The organism is Caballeronia sp. LZ001, assembly GCF_031450875.1.
In the GTDB taxonomy this organism is placed as follows: Bacteria; Pseudomonadota; Gammaproteobacteria; order Burkholderiales; family Burkholderiaceae; genus Caballeronia.
Window position 1 is genome coordinate 509676 of the sequence record NZ_JARTVX010000003.1, and the last position, 16682, is coordinate 526357.

The following is a 16682-nucleotide window of genomic DNA, read 5'->3' on the forward strand; positions in this document are numbered from 1 at the left end:
ATCTTTTTTGTCTCTTCATCGTGCGGGAAACGTCATGCCGATCGCCTATCTCCGGGGCCTGACTTCGCCCAGCCGCACGCAGTCGGCCAACCGCCGCCTCGGTTGCGCGCTGGCCTTCGTGGCGGGCGCGGCCAATGCGGGCGGCTTTCTCGCCGTGGGTCAATACACCTCGCACATGTCGGGGCTGGTGTCGTCGATCGCGGATAATTTCGTGCTCGGGCAAGCGGCGCTCGTGTTCTCGGCGATGAGCGCGGTGCTCGCGTTCGTCGCGGGAGCCGCGACTTCCGCGTTGCTCATCAACTGGGGACGCCAGCGCGCGGCGCATAGCGTGTTCGCGGTTCCGCTCGTCCTCGAAGCCTGCCTGTTGCTGGTGTTCGGCGTGCTCGGCGCGAATCTGGAGGCGCATCGTTTCTGGGACGTGCCGATGACCGTCATGCTGCTGTGCTTCGTGATGGGCCTGCAGAACGCGATGATCACCAAGATATCGAAAGCCGAGATTCGCACGACGCATGTGACGGGACTCGTCACGGATATCGGCATAGAGCTGGGCAAGAGTCTGTATTGGAACCGGCGCGTCGGGCGCGACGACGAGCGCTATGTGCGCGCCAATCATGCGCGGCTCGCGCTCTTGAGTTCGCTTTTCGCGATGTTCATCGCGGGCGGCTTTGCAGGCGCGGTAGGCTTCGCGCATCTCGGGTTCATCGCGACCGTACCGCTTGCGGCCTTGCTGCTGCTCTTTGCGGCGGTGCCGGTGATGGACGATTTATCCGCTGGCCTGAGACGGGCGCGGAAGTAGTCACACTAAAACGGAGACGTTGCATGATCAGGATCGGGACGTTGAGCCTTTTGGCAACGGCCATTTTTTCCATCGGCGCGAGCCAAGCGGCGAATGCGGCGGCGGCGAGCGACAAGGCCATCAGGCAGACCGTCGATCGCACCATCGAGCCCTTGATGGCGCGCAATGGCATTGCGGGCATGGCGGTGGGGATCGTACTCGATGGCAAGACGCATATCTATAACTATGGCGTGGCGTCGAGAAAGGCGCGAGGCCCGTCACGCGCGATACCTTGTTCGAACTGGGATCGGTGAGCAAGACGTTCACGGCGACGCTCGCTTCCTATGCCGAAATGACCGGCCATCTTTCTCTCGACGATCACGTGAGCCGCTTCGTGCCGTCGCTGCGCGGCAGCCGTTTCGGCGACGACGTGACGCTCGTCGAACTCGGCACGCACACGCCGGGCGGCTTGCCGCTGCAAGTCCCCGACGACATTCACGACAACGCGCAACTGATCAAGTATTTCGAGGCGTGGAAACCTTCGTGCGAGCCGGGCACGTGCCGCACGTATGCGAATCCGGGTATCGGCATGCTGGGGTTCATCGCGGCGAAGAGCATGAATGCCGATTTCGATCAGCTCATGCAGCAGCGCATCTTTGCGGCGCTGGGATTGAAGAACACGTTCATCGACGTGCCGCCTTCGCGCAAGCACGATTACGCGCAAGGTTACGCGAAGGACGGCGCGCCCATTCGCATGGCGCCGGGCGTGTTGTCGTCGGAGGCTTATGGCGTGAAGTCGACTGCTGGCGACATGACGCGCTTCTTGCTGGCCAACATGAACGAAGCAGGACGTATCGATGCAAAGCTGCAACGCGCGATCGTCGCCACGCATACGGGCTACTTTCAAACCGGGCCGATGACGCAGGATTTGATCTGGGAGCAGTATCCGTATCCGGTCGAACTGCAGGCGTTGCTCGACGGCAATTCATCTTCGATGGCGCTGGAAGCGCATCCCGCCACGCGCCTCGACCCGCCGATGAAACCGCGTCAGGACGTGTGGATCAACAAGACGGGTTCGACCAACGGCTTTGGTGCTTATCTGGCATTCGTGCCGGAAGAGGACGTGGGCATCGTGTTTCTGGCGAACAAGAACTTCCCTATTCCGGAACGCGTCGCGGCGGCGCATGCGATCGTCAAGGCGCTGGATACCGTGAAGTAGGTTAAAGATGCGCTGCATCGCGAGAAGCGCATCGACGTCCATAAAGGCGCGTGGGTTGAGCCGATACCCACGCGCTCAGAACATCACCGTCGCGATTACCGTATCGCTATGACTGCCTGGCGGCCGGGTCGGTTGCGAAGTCGATATTCGACGCCGCATTATTTCTCCGAACATGCGTGTGATTGAAAGCGGGCCTGTTATTCTGCCGCTCCTGCTCACTTGACGACGTGCGGGAAAAAATCCTTAAGCTATTGATTCATTGTATTTGTTTAGGTAATTTTCACCGGTTGGTTAAGCTGGCTCACCTTTGGCGCCGATGTTCGGCGTGCTTGGCATTTCGTCTTTACAAACGCTGGGAATTCCCCTATTTCTGAAGACGGCGCGGCGTCACCTCTAGAAACGCGCCGCCGTTCATCGCGCGAAAGGGTTTCGCCGTCCTCATTCAGAATTCGAAACGATAAACGGAATTGTTGCCATGACCCGAGGATTCACCCGGAAGCTTGTCTGTCTCTTTGCACTTGCTTGGTTGTCCACCTCGCTTGCTCTCGCTTGTACGCGCGCGCTGTATGTCGGCGACAAACTCACCATCACGGGCCGCACGATGGACTGGTCCGAAGACATGCGGTCCAACCTTTGGGTGATGCCTGCCGGCATCGAGCGCGATGGCAACGCCGGCGAGCGTTCCACCAAATGGAAAGCGAAGTACGGGAGCGTGGTGGTATCGGGCTACGACATCGGCACCGTTGATGGCATGAACGAACGCGGACTCGTCGCGAATGCGCTTTATCTCGCCGAGAGCGACTACGGCAAACCCGACCCGAAACGCGATCCGCTCTCCATAAGCCTGTGGGCCCAGTACGCGCTCGACAATTTCGCGACGGTCGCGCAAGCGGTCTATGTGCTGAGCCGCGAGCCGTTTCAGATCATCGCGCCGCCTTTGCCGGACGGCAAGCCGCTCACCATCCATCTGGCGCTCTCGGACGCGCGCGGCGACTCCGCGATCTTCGAGTACATCAAGGGCAAACTGATCATCCATCAAAGCAAGCAGTACAAGGTGGTGACGAATTCGCCGGCGTATGAAGACCAGCTCGCCATCGACGCATACTGGAAAGGCGTCAGCGGCACGGCGTTCCTGCCGGGCACGAACCGCGCGGCGGACCGCTTCGTGCGCGCGTCGTTCCTCATGAATTCGATCCCCAAGCAGGCCGACCCGAACTACATGGCGGGCGTGCCGCAGAAGTCGTATCCGTTCCAGGCGGCGGCAAGCGTGATGAGCGTGATGCGTTCGGTGAGCGTGCCGCTCGGCATTCGCTCCGACAACATGCCGAATCTCTCGTCGACGATCTGGCGCACGGTGTCCGACCAGACCAACCTCGTCTATTACTTCGATTCGGCCACGCGCCCGGACACGTTCTGGGTGTCTCTGAGCAAGGTCGATCTGCGCCCGGGCGCGCCGGTGAGGAAGCTGACCATCGACGCGGGCCAAGTGTTCTCGGGCGAGACGGCGGATAAATTCGTGACGACGCCGTCGTTCACCTTCCTGCCCGCGAAAGCGCAGTGACGCGCGTGCGGCGTCCCTCCATCTCAAAATCGAGGCCGGCGCTGCGTCAGCGGTTAAAATAGCCAGCTTTTGCCCTGGTCATATCGTGCAAGCCCAGACGCGCACGGCGCTCAGCGGCCCGGCGCTCGTGCGTCTGCTGGCACGCATCGCCAACCTCGATGTTCACGAACCCGCCGCATCGCTTTCGGACCGCCTGAGCCAATGGCTCGGCTGGACCGATGCGATCGCGCTTTCGACCGCGCTCGCCGATGCGCCGCCGGTGCCTCTCGTGCCAATGCACTCAGGTGCGCACGCGCTGGAAGAAGCCTGCATGCGCATGCGCGCGTCGCTGGTGAATGCCGTCGCGGGCGGCGTGAAGCCTACACCCGGACGGCATCGCGCACGCGTGGCGACGCCACCTCCGGACGATCTTTCGCTCGACTTTGCGGCGTTCCGCCAGCGCTATGTGTCCTTGCAGCAGACCATGGAAACCGACATCGGCCTGTTGCGCGGCCGCTTGCGCGCGGCGCTTGCGGCGCAATCGCCCAATCTGGCGCGTCTCGCCGCCGTCGATGCCGTCATGGAACAGGCGTTGAGCGCACGCGAACGCAGCCTGCTCGCGCAAGTGCCCGTGTTGCTCGGCAAGTATTTCGAGCGCATGAAGCGCGCAGCCGCGGACCAAGCCGCACCCGTGTCGAATGCCTGGCTCGAGGCCTTTCGCGACGACATGCGCCACGTCTCGCTCGCCGAACTCGAAGTCCGTTTTCAACCGGTCGAAGGGCTGCTTTCCGCCCTTCGAACCCGCTAAAGCCACGCCATGCCTCGCTATATCCTGAATGTCGCCGTCTTTCTCGCTGGTCTTGCCGCCGTTTGCGGAATCGCCATTGGCTATGTCGGCTCGAATGCGCTCGCGTTTTGCGTCACGCTCCTGATCGGCGCGTGCTACCTCGCGGGCGCGGCCGAACTGCAGCGCTATCAGCAAACCACCTATGCATTCGCGCATGCGCTGCGGCAACTCGCCGTCACGCCGAAGAGCCTTGCCGTCTGGCTCGAAAGCCTGCCCGTGGTTCTGCGCAATGCGGTGCGCTTGCGGGTCGAAGGCGAGCGCGCCGCGTTGCCGGCGCCTGTGCTTGCGCCATATCTCGTCGGGTTGCTCGTGTTGCTCGGCATGCTCGGCACGCTGCTCGGCATGGTCGTGACGCTGCGCGGCACCGGCGCGGCGCTGGAAAGCGCGACCGATCTTTCGGCGATCCGCTCGTCGCTCGCGGCGCCGGTCACGGGCCTGAGTTTCGCGTTCGGCACATCGATCGCGGGTGTCGCGACATCGGCCATGCTTGGCCTGCTTTTAGCGCTGTGCCGCCGCGAACGGCTCGACGCCGTGCAGACCCTCGACCTCAAGATTGCGACGACACTGCGCGTATTTACAGAGACGCATCGGCGCGAGGAAGGCCTGAAGCTGATGCAACGGCAGGCCGAACTCATGCCGAAGCTGGTCGATCGCCTGCAAGCGATGATGCACGCCATCGAACAGCAGAGCATCGCGGCAAACGAGCGGCAACTGACCAATCAGGATGCGTTTCATGCCAAAACCGAGACTTCGTATCGGCGGCTGGCGGCATCGGTGGAACAGTCGTTGAAGCAGAGCGTCGCCGACAGCGCGCGCGCCGCGAGCAGCGCGCTGCAACCGATCATGCAATCCGCCATGGACGGCATCGCGGGCGAGACGGCAGCCTTGCACGGCAAGATCGAACAGGCCGTGGCGCGGCAGCTGGATGGCTTGTCGAGCGGCTTCGAGGCTTCGTCGGCGAAAATCGCGGGCATCTGGCAAGACTCGCTCGATAAACATCGGCAGTCGAACGAAGCGCTCGTCACGCGCATGGGCACGTCGCTCGACGGCTTCGCGCAGGGCTTCGAAACGCGCTCGGCCGCGTTGCTCGAAGGCGTATCGGCGCGCATGGAACGCATCACGAGCGGCTTCACGACTTCGGTGACGGAGATCGCGGAGCACTGGAACCAGTCGCTCGCCGGGCATCGAAAGTCGAACGAGGCGTTGATGACGGGAACGCGCGCCGCGCTCGATGGTCTTGCCGAAACGTTCGAGCAACGCGCGGCCGGTTTGATCGATGGCGTCGCCGCGCGGCTCGACCACACGTCATCCACGCTCGCCGAAACGTGGAGCGAAGCGCTCACGCAACAGACGCGCACCGGCGAGCATCTCGCCGCGCAACACGAGCAGGCGTTGCTTAACGCGACGGCGAGTTTCCAGGAACACGCCGCTTCGCTGCTGCTCGCCGTCGATCGATCGCACGCCGGTTTGCGCGACGAGATCGCATCGAACAGCGAAGCGCGCCTGAACGCCTGGACCGATGCGCTCGCCACGCTCGCCGCCAACCAGCGAGAACAATGGCAAGAGACGAGCGCGTTCGCCGCCGAGCGTCAACAGAACATCTGCGACACGCTCGCGCGCACCGCGAGCGAGATGGCCGCCGATGCCGAGAAGCGCGCAAGCGGCACCATCGCGAAGATCGAAGGACTGGTCGCGGCGGCGTCGGAAGCGCCGAAGCTCGCCGCCGATGTGATTGCGCAGATGCGCGAGAAACTCAGCGAATCCATGGTCCACGACAACGCCATGCTGGACGAGCGCACGCGCTTGCTCGCCACGCTCGAAACCTTGCTCGATGCGGTGAATCACACGTCGAACGAACAGCGCGTGGCCGTCGATGCGCTCGTCGCTTCGTCATCGGACCTGCTCGCGCGCGTCGGCACGCGGTTCACCGACAAGGTCGAGGCAGAGACCCTCAAACTCGAAGCGGTCGCGGCGCAAGTCACGAGCGGCGCGCTCGAAGTCGCGAGTCTCGGCGATGCGCTCGGCGGCGCCGTGCAGTCTTTCGGCGCATCGAACGAACTGCTCGTCGCGCATCTCAAGAGCATCGAGGCCGCGCTCGACAAGTCGCTTGCACGCAGCGACGAACAGCTTGCCTATTACGTGGCGCAGGCGCGTGAGGTGATCGATCTGAGTACGCTTTCGCAGAAGCAGATCGTCGAAGACCTGCAGCGTATCGCGGGGCAGCGCGCCGCCGGAGCGAAGGCCGCATGAACGAGGAGATCGATGGCGGCGTGGAGGCCGCCGCGCCCATCTGGGCTGCGTTCGCCGATCTCATGTCGGTACTGCTGGGCGCGTTCGTGCTAATTCTGGTCGGCGTCATTGGCGTGCAGTTGCAACTGTCGACGCGGCTGGAAAACGAAGTCAAGCAGCGGCAGATGGAAACGCAGCGCCGCAAGACGCTGGAGCAGGCGCTGGCTGGCCCGCTCGCGTCGGGGCGCGTGACGCTGGTGAACGGGCGCATCGGCATTAGCGGCAGCGTGTTGTTCGCGTTGAATTCCGATCAGTTGCAGCCGCAAGGGCGCGATGTGCTCAAGAGCCTTGCAGGACCGCTTTCCGCCTATCTCGGTTCGCACGAAGAGATTCTGATGGTGAGCGGTTTCGCCGACGATCAGCAGGTGCACGAAGGCAATCGCCGCTTCGCCGACAACTGGGAACTCTCGGCCAAACGCGCCTTGACGGTGACGCGCGCGCTGATCGACGCGGGTGTGCCATCGTCGTCCGTATTCGCGGCGGCGTTCGGCTCCGAGCAGCCGATCAGTTCCAATGCCGACGATCTGGGTCGCGCAAAGAATCGTCGAGTCGAGATTTCAGCGGTGCCGCGGCCGACCAACGGCGGAGTGAAGCGGTGACTGAGCGCTCGCAAGCACGCGCAATGCTCGATGAATGGCGCGTTCAGGGCGATGATCGCGTGAGTCCGCTGCGCTTTGCGTTCATCGATTCGCTCGAACGGAGAGCGAGCGCGCAGCGTGGCGAGGCGCGTCGTTTGCTCGATGCGCGCTTGCAGACCTTGCTCCATGACTACGCGCGAGAAGTCGAACTTGCCGCGCCTGTCGAGCCGTCACGAAAGGTTGAAAGTACGCCGCTCGCCGTGCTGGTCACCGACATGAATGCGCGCGTGGCGCATGCCTCACAGAGCGAATTGCTCGAATACTTCCGCGAAGTGTGGGCCCGACTCAGCGCCGAGCAGCGCCTCAACGAGTCTCTTGCGCGGGTGCCGAAAAACGCGGGTCCGCTCAATTCGAGCAGTCTGGTGCATCGTTCGCTTGCATTGATGCGCGAAGTTTCACCCGCTTATTTGCAGCACTTTCTTGCGTATCTGGACGGGCTTTCGTGGATGGAAGAAATGGCGGGCGATGCACCCGCCGTCAAGAAACCCATGCGGGGCAAGGCGGCTCGCGGTTGAGCCGCGCCCGCCCGCATTCGTGCCGTTAGCCCAACCATCCTTTGATGGTTTCGCTCATCACGCGGGTGGAAATGCCATAACGGTCATGCAAGGTCGGTAACGCGCCGGCATCCAGAAATGCATCGGGCAGGGCGATCTGCTTGAACGGCGGCGCGATGCCAGCGTTCAGCAACGCGGCAGCGACACCTTCGCCAAGCCCTCCGATCACCGTGTGATTCTCGGCCACGACCACGAGCCGTCCCGAACGCCGCGCTTCGCGCACGATGGTCTCGGTGTCGAGCGGCTTGATGGTCGGCACGTGCAGCACCGCGACATCCACGTTGTCGGCTTCGAGCGCCTTCGCGGTTTCCAGCGCACGCATGGTCATGATCCCGGACGAGATCATCAGCACGTCGGCGCCATCGCGCAGAAGCTTCGCCTTGCCGAGTTCGAACTGATAGTCGTATTCGTCGAGCACGGCGGGCACGTTGCCGCGCAACAGGCGCGCGTACACCGGGCCTTTGTGCGCGGCGATGGCGGGCACCATCTGCTCGATATCGAGCGCGTCGCACGGATCGATCACGGTCATGTTGGGCATGGCGCGCATCAACGCGAGGTCTTCGGCGGCCTGATGGCTCGGACCGTAACCCGTGGTGAGCCCCGGCAATGCGCAGACGATCTTCACATCGAGATTGTCTTCGGCGATAGTCTGGTGGATGAAGTCATACGCGCGCCGCGTCGCGAATACGGCATATGTCGTGACGAACGGCTGCGCGCCTTCATGCGCGAAGCCGGATGCCGCGCCCATCAGCAACTGCTCGGCCATGCCCATCTGGTAGAAGCGCTCGGGAAACTCCTTTGCGAAGATATGCAGGTCAGTGTACTTGCCGAGGTCGGCCGTCATGCCGATCACATTGCTCTTGGTGCGTGCGAGTTCCACCAGCGCGTGTCCGAAAGGCGCCGAGCGCGTGAGCTGTCCTTCGCTCGCGATGGACGCGATCATCGCCGATGTCTTCAGGCGCGGCTTTTGTGTCAGCGTGTCGCTCATGCTTGTCTCCCTTGTTCAAGTGCCTGCAGCGCCAGTTGCCATTCGTCGGCATCGACACGGATGAAGTGGTTCTTCTCGCGCTCTTCGAGAAACGGCACGCCGCAGCCCATGCGCGTATCGCACACGATGATGCGCGGCTTCGCTTCCTTCAGATTGCGCGCGTTATCGAACGCTTGTTTGACGGCGTCGATGTCGTTGCCCGTCACGCGCTGCACATACCAGCCGAACGCTTCGAGCTTCGGCACGAGCGGCTCGAACGCCATGATCTGCGTCGAGGGTCCGTCCGCCTGCTGATTGTTCACGTCGATCATGGCGATGAGGTTGTCGAGCTTCCAGTGCGATGCCGACATCAGCCCTTCCCAGATCGCGCCTTCGTCCAATTCGCCATCGGAAAAGAGCGTGTAGACAAAAGACTTCGATCCTTTACGCTTGAGACCGAGGCAACGGCCGACCGCGATCGTGAGCCCTTGTCCGAGCGAGCCGCCCGACATTTCCATGCCTGGCGTATAGCTCGCCATGCCGGACATGGGCAGACGGCTGTCGTCGCTGCCGTAGGTCTCGAGTTCCGCTTGCGGCAGGATGCCCGCTTCGAAGAGCGCAGCGTACAGCGCGATTGCATAGTGACCGTTGGACAAGAGGAAGCGGTCGCGCTCTTCCCATTCGGGATCTTCGGGGCGATAGTTCATCGCGCCGAAGTAAGCGACGGCCAGCACGTCGGCGATATCGAGCGCCTGGCCGATATACCCTTGACCTTGCACTTCGCCCATCAACAAGGCATTGCGGCGGATACGGTAGGCACGCTCGGCGAGCGTGACCTCTTCGATGACTGCACTACTCATGATGTTTGTCTCCTTGAAAAATCTTTAGCGGTTCACGGTCTTGGCGGGCACGAGAAAGACCAGCGCCGCGCCCACGACGATTGCAATCGAGATGAAGATGAGACCGGCCGTCGATTTGCCCGTGAAGTCATTCAGCCAGCCGACGATGGTCGGAGAAAAGAAGCCCGCGAGATTGGCGAAGCAGTTAACCGCGGCAATGCCCGCCGCCGCCGACATGCCGCCCAGCACGGCCGTTGGCAACGACCAGAATTGCGCCGATGAACTCAGGATGCCTGCCGCCGCCACGCTCACACAGATGATCGACGCGCTCACGCTGCCAAGCGTCGGCAAGGTGGCGAACGCCGCTGCGGCGATGAGCATGGGAATGGCCAGATGCAGGCGCCGCTCGCGGCGTTTGTCGGCGCTCGAACCGATGAGCGGCAGCGCGATGATGGCGCACAGATACGGAATCGCGGTGAAGATGCCGACCCACAGCGGGTCCGCCACGCCGGCACGTCGCACGATGGTCGGCAGCCAGAACGTGAGCCCATATTGTCCAAGGACGACGCAGAAGTAGATCGATGCCATCAGCCACAAGCGACGGTCGCCGATGAACGCGCGAATCGATACGTGCTGCACGGTCTGCGCATTGTCCTTTTCGACGTTGCGGGCGAGCAGGGCTTTCTCCGCATCCGTGAGCCACTTGGCTTGCGCAATGCTGTTGTCGAGATAGAAAAGGATCGCGACGCCGAGAAAGAGCGAAGGCAACGCTTCGAGCATGAAGAGCCACTTCCATCCGGCAAGTCCGTGCGCACCGGCAAGCGCATGCATGATCCAGCCGGAGAGCGGACCGCCGACCATGCCCGCGAGCGGAATGGCCATGAAGAACAGCGACAATGCCTTGGCGCGCCGCGCAGCGGGAAACCAGTACGTGAGATAGAGAATCACGCCCGGCGCGAAGCCCGCCTCGGCGACACCGAGCAGAAAGCGCAGGACATAGAACATCGTCGGCGACTTGACGAACACGAAGCTCGCCGAGATCACCGCCCACGTGAGCATGATGCGCGCAAGCCAGTTGCGCGCGCCGACTCGATGAAGAACGAGATTGCTCGGTACCTCGAAGAGGAAGTAACCAAGGAAGAAGATGCCTGCGCCCACGCCGTAGATGGTTTCGCTGAAGCGCAGGTCATTGAGCATCTGCAATTTGGCGAAGCCGACGTTGACGCGATCCAGATACGCGCCGAGATAGCACAGCATCAGAAAGGGGATGAGTCGCCGTCCGACCTTGGCGTAAGTCTGCGCTTCGAAGCTCGTGGAATCGGCAGGCGAAGCAAATTCGGCCGTGGCGGCCGGCGCGGAATATTTCGGTTTCATGCTTGTCTCCAATGGACCGGAAAAGCGCCTGCGCGTTGATCCGGTCACGTGCCCCGGTTGGTCCGGGTGCGTATCTGAGGTCGAATGCTTAGTGAATCAGCATGCCGCCGTTCACGTCGAGTGTGACTCCGGTAAGGTAGGAAGAGAGGCCGCTCGTGAGAAAGAGGCAGGCGTTGGCGATATCGGCGGCGTCGCCCAGACGTCCGAGCGGAATGCCCTTGATGATGTCCGTGCGCATTTCAGGTGTGAGTTTGTCGCCCGTGATGTCGGTCTGGATCAGGCCCGGCGTGATGGAGTTCACGCGGATGTGGTCGGGGCCGAGTTCGCGCGCCATCGCGCGGGCAAGACCGAGCACGCCCGCTTTGGCCGCGCTGTAATGCGGGCCGCCGAAGATGCCGCCGCCGCGTTGCGCGGAGACCGAAGACATGCAGACGATCGAGCCTTGCTGCTGCTTCTTCATCTGCGGAATCACGGCTTGCGACATATGGAGCGTGCCGCGCAGATTCACGCCGATGACCGCATCGAAATTGTCCGCGCTGATTTCCAGCGTCTTGATCGGTTGCGTGATGCCCGCGTTGTTGATGAGCGCATCGATACGCCCGTATTTCTCGATGGCCGCGTTGGCGGCATCGACGCAGGCGGCTTTGTCGGTGACGTCGCAGGCAAGACCGAGATGGCCGATGCCGAGATCGCTCGCGGCGCTTTCGGCATCGGCCTGACGGAGATCGAGAATGACGATGCGCGCGCCTTCTGCCGCAAGCGCCCTGGCTGTTGCCTTGCCGATCCCGCGCGCCGAAGCCGCGCCCGTGACGATCACTACCTGGTTGTCGAGCAGCATGTTTGTCTCCGTTGGTTGTCTGGTGTGGATGCAGTGTCTTCGCGTTCCACATGACGATCAACGGAGTTTGTCTCAGCTATTGCTGAGAAATTTTCAGGTGTTCGCGGCGCCTTTCACTACGGGCCTCGAGGGCTGTCACCGTCTCTCACGGCCTCGTTCAATCTCCTGGTCCATCCACGCGAGAAACTTCGCGACGCGCGGCAGGTCCGCGTTCTGACTGGGGTATACCAGATGATGCGCGCCGACTTCGACGGCATACTCGCGCCCGAATACCGGCACGAGCGAACCGCGTTCGAGATGCACGGAGGCGAGCATGGTGCTTTCGAGCGCGATGCCATGACCGAGCGCGGCGGCTTCGAGCGACATGTAGGAGCGATCGAAGGAGAAATCGAACGCCTTGCGCCGCGTTGCCACGCCGAACTTGCCGAACCACTGCTGCCATTGCACGAGCGGCGACTCGGAGAAGATCAGCCTGTGTTCGATCAGATCGTCGGGCGATGCCACCGGATAGCGTTCCAGATACGCGGGAGATGCAAGCGGCGCAATGGTTTCGTGACGCAGGGTTCTGACTTCGATATCGGTCCAGTGCCCGTAGCCGTGACGGACATCGACATCGTAAAAACCCGAGGTAAAGGACACGTTTTCATAGGAGCACGCGAGGTTCATCTGGATATCGCCATTCGCCTCCTGGAACGCGGCGAGGCGCGGCAAGAGCCACATGAGGCCGAAGCTCGGACTCGAATGAATGCGTAGTATCTCGACCGATGTTTCGCTCGATGCCCGCTCGGTTGCGCGGTTGAGTTCGGCTAGCGCGCCGGTGACATCGGCGAGATATTGCGTGCCGGTGGGCGTGAGAACGAGGCCGCGTCCGAGCCGCGTGAAAAGCGCGCGGCCCACGATGCTCTCTAGATTCGCGAGCTGATGACTGACCGCGGAGGGCGTGAGGCCGAGTTCATCGGCGGCGCGGTTGACGCTCTTGGTGCGGGCGACGCTTTCGAACGCGATGATCGACTTCAGGGGAGGAAGGCGCATGGATGCGAGCGTGGAGTTGTCGAGGAGCGGGGCGGTGAAGTTTAGCTCGATTCGTGGGGCATACGCAGTGCAATGGACTCGCAAAGCACAGCCATTTCAGCGCCGCGGGAAGACTTGCGAAACGAATGCTTCCTTCTCTCGACAAGCCGCTAACTGCGTTCCCTACCCACCCGTCCCATCAGATAAAACTCCTCGTTCGGCCGCATGGCGATCACGTTCGCCATGCGGTTCGACAACCCGAAAAACGCCGTGATCGCCGCGATATCCCACGCGTCTTCATCGCTGAAACCGTGTTCGCGCAGCGTGGCAAAGTCTCTATCGTCCACCGTGCCTGAAGCCTGGCAGACCTTCAACGCGAAATCGAGCATGGCCTTTTGACGCGGCGTGATGTCCGCCTTGCGATGATTCACCGCGACCTGATCCGCCACCAGCGCATTCTTCTCGTAGATGCGCAGAATCGCGCCATGCGCGACCACGCAGTAAAGGCAATCGTTCACCGCGCTCGTCGCCACCACGATCATCTCGCGCTCGCCCTTGGTCAGCCCGCCGTCCTTCAGCATCAGCGCATCGTGATACGCGAAGAACGCACGAAACTCGTCGGGCCTGTGCGCAAGCGTCAGGAACACATTCGGCACGAAGCCGGCCTTCTCCTGCACTTCGAGAATGCGCGCACGGATATCTTCCGGCCACGCTTGCGGATCGGGAACGGGGTAGCGGCTGATGGGACGCGTGGTCATCGTTTCTCCGGTCATGGCTTCATCGCGCGACGGTCAGCGACGAAAGCAGCTTCAATAAACTATCCACGTTGACGGGCTTCACGAAGTGATAGTCGAAACCCGCCGACTGCGCGCGCAAGCGATCCTCCGCTTGCCCGTAGCCGGTAATCGCGATCAGCATGGGCGCACGTTCGCCCTTGCGCCTCAAGCGCCGCGCCAGTTCGTATCCGTCGATATCCGGCAAGCCGATGTCGAGCAGCGCGACATCCGGATGAAACGGCGGCGCGGCATCGAGCGCCTCGGCCGACGAATACGCCACGCGCGCCTTGTGTCCTTCCGATTCGCACAGCATGGCGAGCGAATCGGCGGCATCGCGATTGTCATCGACCACGAGTATGCGCAACGAAGCATTCGCTTTCGGCGCTTCGGTATCCGACAACGCGCGCGCGGAATGCCGCTCATGATGATGAAGCCGTGGCAGCCGCACCGTAACCGTCGTGCCGAGTCCCGGTCCCGGACTTTGTACGGTGATGGTTCCCTTGTGCATCTCCACGAGCTTCTTCACGAGCGAAAGGCCGATGCCAAGCCCGCCATTCGAGCGGTCAAGCGTGCGCTCGCCCTGCGAGAACAGCTCGAAAACCTTGGGCAGAAGGTCCGCCGAAATGCCCGTGCCGCTATCCGCGATGACGATCGAAACCCACTGCGCATCCGCCTGAACACTCACCGAAATGCGTCCCTGCTCGGGCGTGTACTTGCTCGCGTTATTGAGCACGTTGACGAGGATTTGCGAGAGCCGCGTGACATCGCCGCAGACCCATGTGGTGGCATCGGGGACATCGACGGCAATGTGCTGCGAGCGCGCCTCGACCATGCCGGCAATCGCCTCGACCGCGTGATACACCGCCGTGCCCACGAGTATCGGCTCCACTTGCAGCGCAATGCGCCCCTGCGTGATGCGCGACACTTCGAGCAGGTCATCGACGATACGCGTCATATGCTCCACTTGTCTGCGCATGAGGTCGATCATCTCGCGCGTTTGCGCCTCGACGTCGTGATCCTTTTGCACGAGGGCAATCGCCGTGCGCAGCGGCGCGAGCGGATTGCGCAATTCATGCGCGAGCATTGCGAGAAACTCGTCCTTGCGACGGCCAGCCTCGCGCAACATGAGCTCCATGTGCTTGCGTTCGGTGATGTCGATGACGCTGCCGATGATGCGCAACGGCACGCCGTCCTTGCTGCGCTGAAGCAGGGCGCTGCCCTGCATCCATTGTTCCCCGTGCATCGTCTGCACACGAAACTCGAACTGGCTGCCCGGATCTTCGCCGGATGCCACGCGCCGCACGTAGTGGTCGAGCGTCGCGGCATCGTCGGGATGCACGCGGGCGAGCGCCGCGTCATACGTGATCGTGTCGTTCACCTGCCATTCGCCGCCGGTTTCGAAGAGGAGCGTCCAGGTTTCGAGTTCGAGCGAAACGATATGAATCTTGGCCGCCTGCATCGCCACCGTAAGACGCAGGCTGCGCGCTTCGATAGCGGCCTGCGCCTCGTATTGTGGCGTGACGTCGGTGGTCGTGCCGAACCATTCCTGCAGGGCGCCCTGATGATCGTAAAGCGGCGCGGCATGCGCCTGCACGATGCGGTAGGTGCCATCGCGTCTGAACATGCGGAACGTGAGCGTGAGCGCGTTGCCTTGTCGCACGGCGTCGAGCCACGTGCTGCGCGTGCGCTCGCGGTCGTCGGGATGCACGAAGTCGAGCCAGCCGAAGCCCATCAGACGATCGGGCGGCGCGCCCGTGAACTTCTCCCAGTCGCCGCCGGAGGGGCGAATAGCGCCGTTGGCATCGGCGGACCAGACGAGCGCATCCGTCGATTCGACGAGCGCCCGATATCGTCGCTCGGAACGGCTCAGACGCTCTTCGTCCGCGCGCTGTTCGCTTATATCGAAGCTCACGCCGTAGACGCGCGTCAGCACGCCATGCCGGTCGAACTCGGGATGCCCGCGCATGCGCAGCCAGCGATGCTCGGACTGATCGCCATCGAGCATGAAATCGAACTCGAACGGACCGCCGTCGCGCAGTGCTTCGGTGAGCATGCGCTGGAACGGCTCGCGATATTCCGGCGCAACGCGATCCCACACTTCCGAGAGCATGACGGCCTCGGTGCCCGGCGGAAACGAATACAGCGCGGCGAGTTGCGCGGTCATGCGCACCACGCGCGTTTTCATGTCCCATTCCCACGCGCCCATGCGCGCGCCCGCGAACGCAGCCTGCAAACGCCGTTCGCTTGCTTCGTACAAGGCCCATGCATGCCGCGATTCGTGAATGTCGATGGCCACGCCGACCGTATCGCCGAACTCGCCTTCGTCGTCGCGACGCGCCTGTAAGTGAAGCGTATGCCAACGGTAAGCGCCGTCCGCGCGCAAGAGACGCACATCGACATTGCGCAGCAGCGTGCCGTCGCGCATTTGACGGAGCGCATCGAGCACGGGCGGGATGTCGTCGGGATGAACGAAGGCGTCCCAGTGACGGCCTTCGAGTTCCGGCATGGCAATGCCGAGATACCGGCAAGCCCACGGATTGGCGTAGCGGATAGTGCCGTCTCGCGCCGCACGCCAGACGAAGGACGGCAGGAAATGAGCAGGATCGTGCATGGGCGTCTTTGCTTCGAATCACCGGCAGGACGCGTTGCCTGGTGCGATATATGGTTGTGAGCTAGGGGTCGTACCAATAGCTTAGGGATACCATACATCAAAGCGCGGCAACATCGGCGCTTCCGAGCAAGTTCAACACTCGGTAGACCGTGTGATTCGGTACAAAGTGCGCTGCGAACGCCCGTTCGCGGCGCTATGTACTCTGCACTTCGTTAAGAGAACTAGCCTGCTTCGCCTACGTCTTTCGGATCGGGCAGCTTGCCTCCTTCGCTGCCCTTGGCGGGTTCTGGCTCGTTCTTCAGTTCACTTTTCTGCTCATCGGAAAGACGCCGGTCAGCCACGTTCGGATCTTCGTTCGTCTGCTTCGGCGGCGTCTGTCGTTCGTTTTGCTCGCTCATGTGCGC

Annotated in this window: 14 protein-coding genes and 1 pseudogene; 7 read left to right on the top strand and 8 right to left on the bottom strand. The window is 62.4% G+C overall.

The genetic code is table 11. From position 1 onward, the window contains the following. Positions 1-34 precede the first annotated feature (34 nt). The 7 genes and pseudogenes from P9292_RS06750 to P9292_RS06780 all read left to right on the top strand — a co-directional run bounded on the left by P9292_RS06750 (position 35) and on the right by P9292_RS06780 (position 7823). Positions 35-796: a YoaK family protein gene (locus tag P9292_RS06750; RefSeq protein WP_244830159.1), complete on the top strand. Its 762-nt coding sequence runs from the start codon at positions 35-37 to the stop codon at positions 794-796. A gap of 23 nt (positions 797-819) precedes the next feature. Next, a pseudogene (gene ampC, locus P9292_RS06755) lies at positions 820-1994 on the top strand (class C beta-lactamase). 475 nt (positions 1995-2469) lie between these two features. Then, the gene (locus tag P9292_RS06760) at positions 2470-3555 is read left to right on the top strand and encodes a linear amide C-N hydrolase (protein WP_250494111.1); all 1086 of its coding nucleotides are present in this window, start codon (positions 2470-2472) and stop codon (positions 3553-3555) included. Between the two features lie 82 nt (positions 3556-3637). Continuing rightward, positions 3638-4342: a DUF3348 domain-containing protein gene (locus P9292_RS06765; protein ID WP_309958747.1), complete on the top strand. Its 705-nt coding sequence runs from the start codon at positions 3638-3640 to the stop codon at positions 4340-4342. 9 nt (positions 4343-4351) lie between these two features. After that, a complete protein-coding gene (locus P9292_RS06770; protein ID WP_309958404.1) occupies positions 4352-6631 on the top strand; it encodes a DUF802 domain-containing protein in 2280 nt (759 codons plus the stop codon). After that, positions 6628-7269, top strand: a complete 642-nt coding sequence (locus tag P9292_RS06775; protein ID WP_244830162.1) for an OmpA family protein — start codon at positions 6628-6630, stop codon at positions 7267-7269. The genes P9292_RS06770 and P9292_RS06775 overlap by 4 nt, the downstream gene beginning before the upstream one ends. Continuing rightward, positions 7266-7823: a DUF2894 domain-containing protein gene (locus P9292_RS06780; RefSeq protein WP_309958405.1), complete on the top strand. Its 558-nt coding sequence runs from the start codon at positions 7266-7268 to the stop codon at positions 7821-7823. Before P9292_RS06775 ends, P9292_RS06780 begins: the two co-directional genes overlap by 4 nt. 25 nt (positions 7824-7848) lie before the next feature. Here P9292_RS06780 and P9292_RS06785 read toward each other — a convergent pair whose 3' ends face one another. The 8 genes from P9292_RS06785 to P9292_RS06820 form a co-directional block, all read right to left on the bottom strand. Then, complete coding sequence (locus P9292_RS06785; protein WP_309958406.1) at positions 7849-8850, bottom strand: transketolase family protein; 1002 nt, start codon at positions 8848-8850, stop codon at positions 7849-7851. Next, on the bottom strand, positions 8847-9689 hold the full coding sequence (locus tag P9292_RS06790; protein WP_244830165.1) for a transketolase: 843 nt from the start codon (positions 9687-9689) through the stop codon (positions 8847-8849). The genes P9292_RS06785 and P9292_RS06790 overlap by 4 nt, the downstream gene beginning before the upstream one ends. Positions 9690-9713: 24 nt before the next feature. Continuing rightward, on the bottom strand, positions 9714-11042 hold the full coding sequence (locus P9292_RS06795; RefSeq protein WP_250494103.1) for an MFS transporter: 1329 nt from the start codon (positions 11040-11042) through the stop codon (positions 9714-9716). An 88-nt stretch (positions 11043-11130) separates the two neighbouring features. Further along, complete coding sequence (locus P9292_RS06800; RefSeq protein WP_309958407.1) at positions 11131-11880, bottom strand: SDR family NAD(P)-dependent oxidoreductase; 750 nt, start codon at positions 11878-11880, stop codon at positions 11131-11133. 135 nt (positions 11881-12015) lie between these two features. Continuing rightward, positions 12016-12912 (bottom strand): LysR substrate-binding domain-containing protein, encoded by an 897-nt coding sequence (locus P9292_RS06805; RefSeq protein WP_244830168.1) that lies wholly within the window; start codon positions 12910-12912, stop codon positions 12016-12018. A gap of 149 nt (positions 12913-13061) precedes the next feature. Then, complete coding sequence (locus P9292_RS06810) at positions 13062-13649, bottom strand: peroxidase-related enzyme (protein WP_309958408.1); 588 nt, start codon at positions 13647-13649, stop codon at positions 13062-13064. Positions 13650-13668: 19 nt separating this feature from the next. Next, on the bottom strand, positions 13669-16278 hold the full coding sequence (locus tag P9292_RS06815; RefSeq protein ID WP_250468400.1) for a PAS domain-containing protein: 2610 nt from the start codon (positions 16276-16278) through the stop codon (positions 13669-13671). Positions 16279-16499: 221 nt separating this feature from the next. Then, the gene (locus P9292_RS06820) at positions 16500-16676 is read right to left on the bottom strand and encodes a hypothetical protein (RefSeq protein ID WP_309958409.1); all 177 of its coding nucleotides are present in this window, start codon (positions 16674-16676) and stop codon (positions 16500-16502) included. Positions 16677-16682 lie beyond the last annotated feature (6 nt).

Bases quoted from the DNA above. Each gene is read 5' to 3' on its own strand.
- P9292_RS06750 (WP_244830159.1), top strand. From the start codon at position 35: ATGCCGATCGCCTATCTCCGGGGCCTGACTTCGCCCAGCCGCACGCAG.
- P9292_RS06760 (WP_250494111.1), top strand. From the start codon at position 2,470: ATGACCCGAGGATTCACCCGGAAGCTTGTCTGTCTCTTTGCACTTGCT.
- P9292_RS06770 (WP_309958404.1), top strand. From the start codon at position 4,352: ATGCCTCGCTATATCCTGAATGTCGCCGTCTTTCTCGCTGGTCTTGCC.
- P9292_RS06775 (WP_244830162.1), top strand. From the start codon at position 6,628: ATGAACGAGGAGATCGATGGCGGCGTGGAGGCCGCCGCGCCCATCTGG.
- P9292_RS06785 (WP_309958406.1), bottom strand. From the start codon at position 8,850: ATGAGCGACACGCTGACACAAAAGCCGCGCCTGAAGACATCGGCGATG.
- P9292_RS06790 (WP_244830165.1), bottom strand. From the start codon at position 9,689: ATGAGTAGTGCAGTCATCGAAGAGGTCACGCTCGCCGAGCGTGCCTAC.
- P9292_RS06795 (WP_250494103.1), bottom strand. From the start codon at position 11,042: ATGAAACCGAAATATTCCGCGCCGGCCGCCACGGCCGAATTTGCTTCG.
- P9292_RS06800 (WP_309958407.1), bottom strand. From the start codon at position 11,880: ATGCTGCTCGACAACCAGGTAGTGATCGTCACGGGCGCGGCTTCGGCG.
- P9292_RS06805 (WP_244830168.1), bottom strand. From the start codon at position 12,912: ATGCGCCTTCCTCCCCTGAAGTCGATCATCGCGTTCGAAAGCGTCGCC.
- P9292_RS06810 (WP_309958408.1), bottom strand. From the start codon at position 13,649: ATGACCACGCGTCCCATCAGCCGCTACCCCGTTCCCGATCCGCAAGCG.
- P9292_RS06815 (WP_250468400.1), bottom strand. From the start codon at position 16,278: ATGCACGATCCTGCTCATTTCCTGCCGTCCTTCGTCTGGCGTGCGGCG.
- P9292_RS06820 (WP_309958409.1), bottom strand. From the start codon at position 16,676: ATGAGCGAGCAAAACGAACGACAGACGCCGCCGAAGCAGACGAACGAA.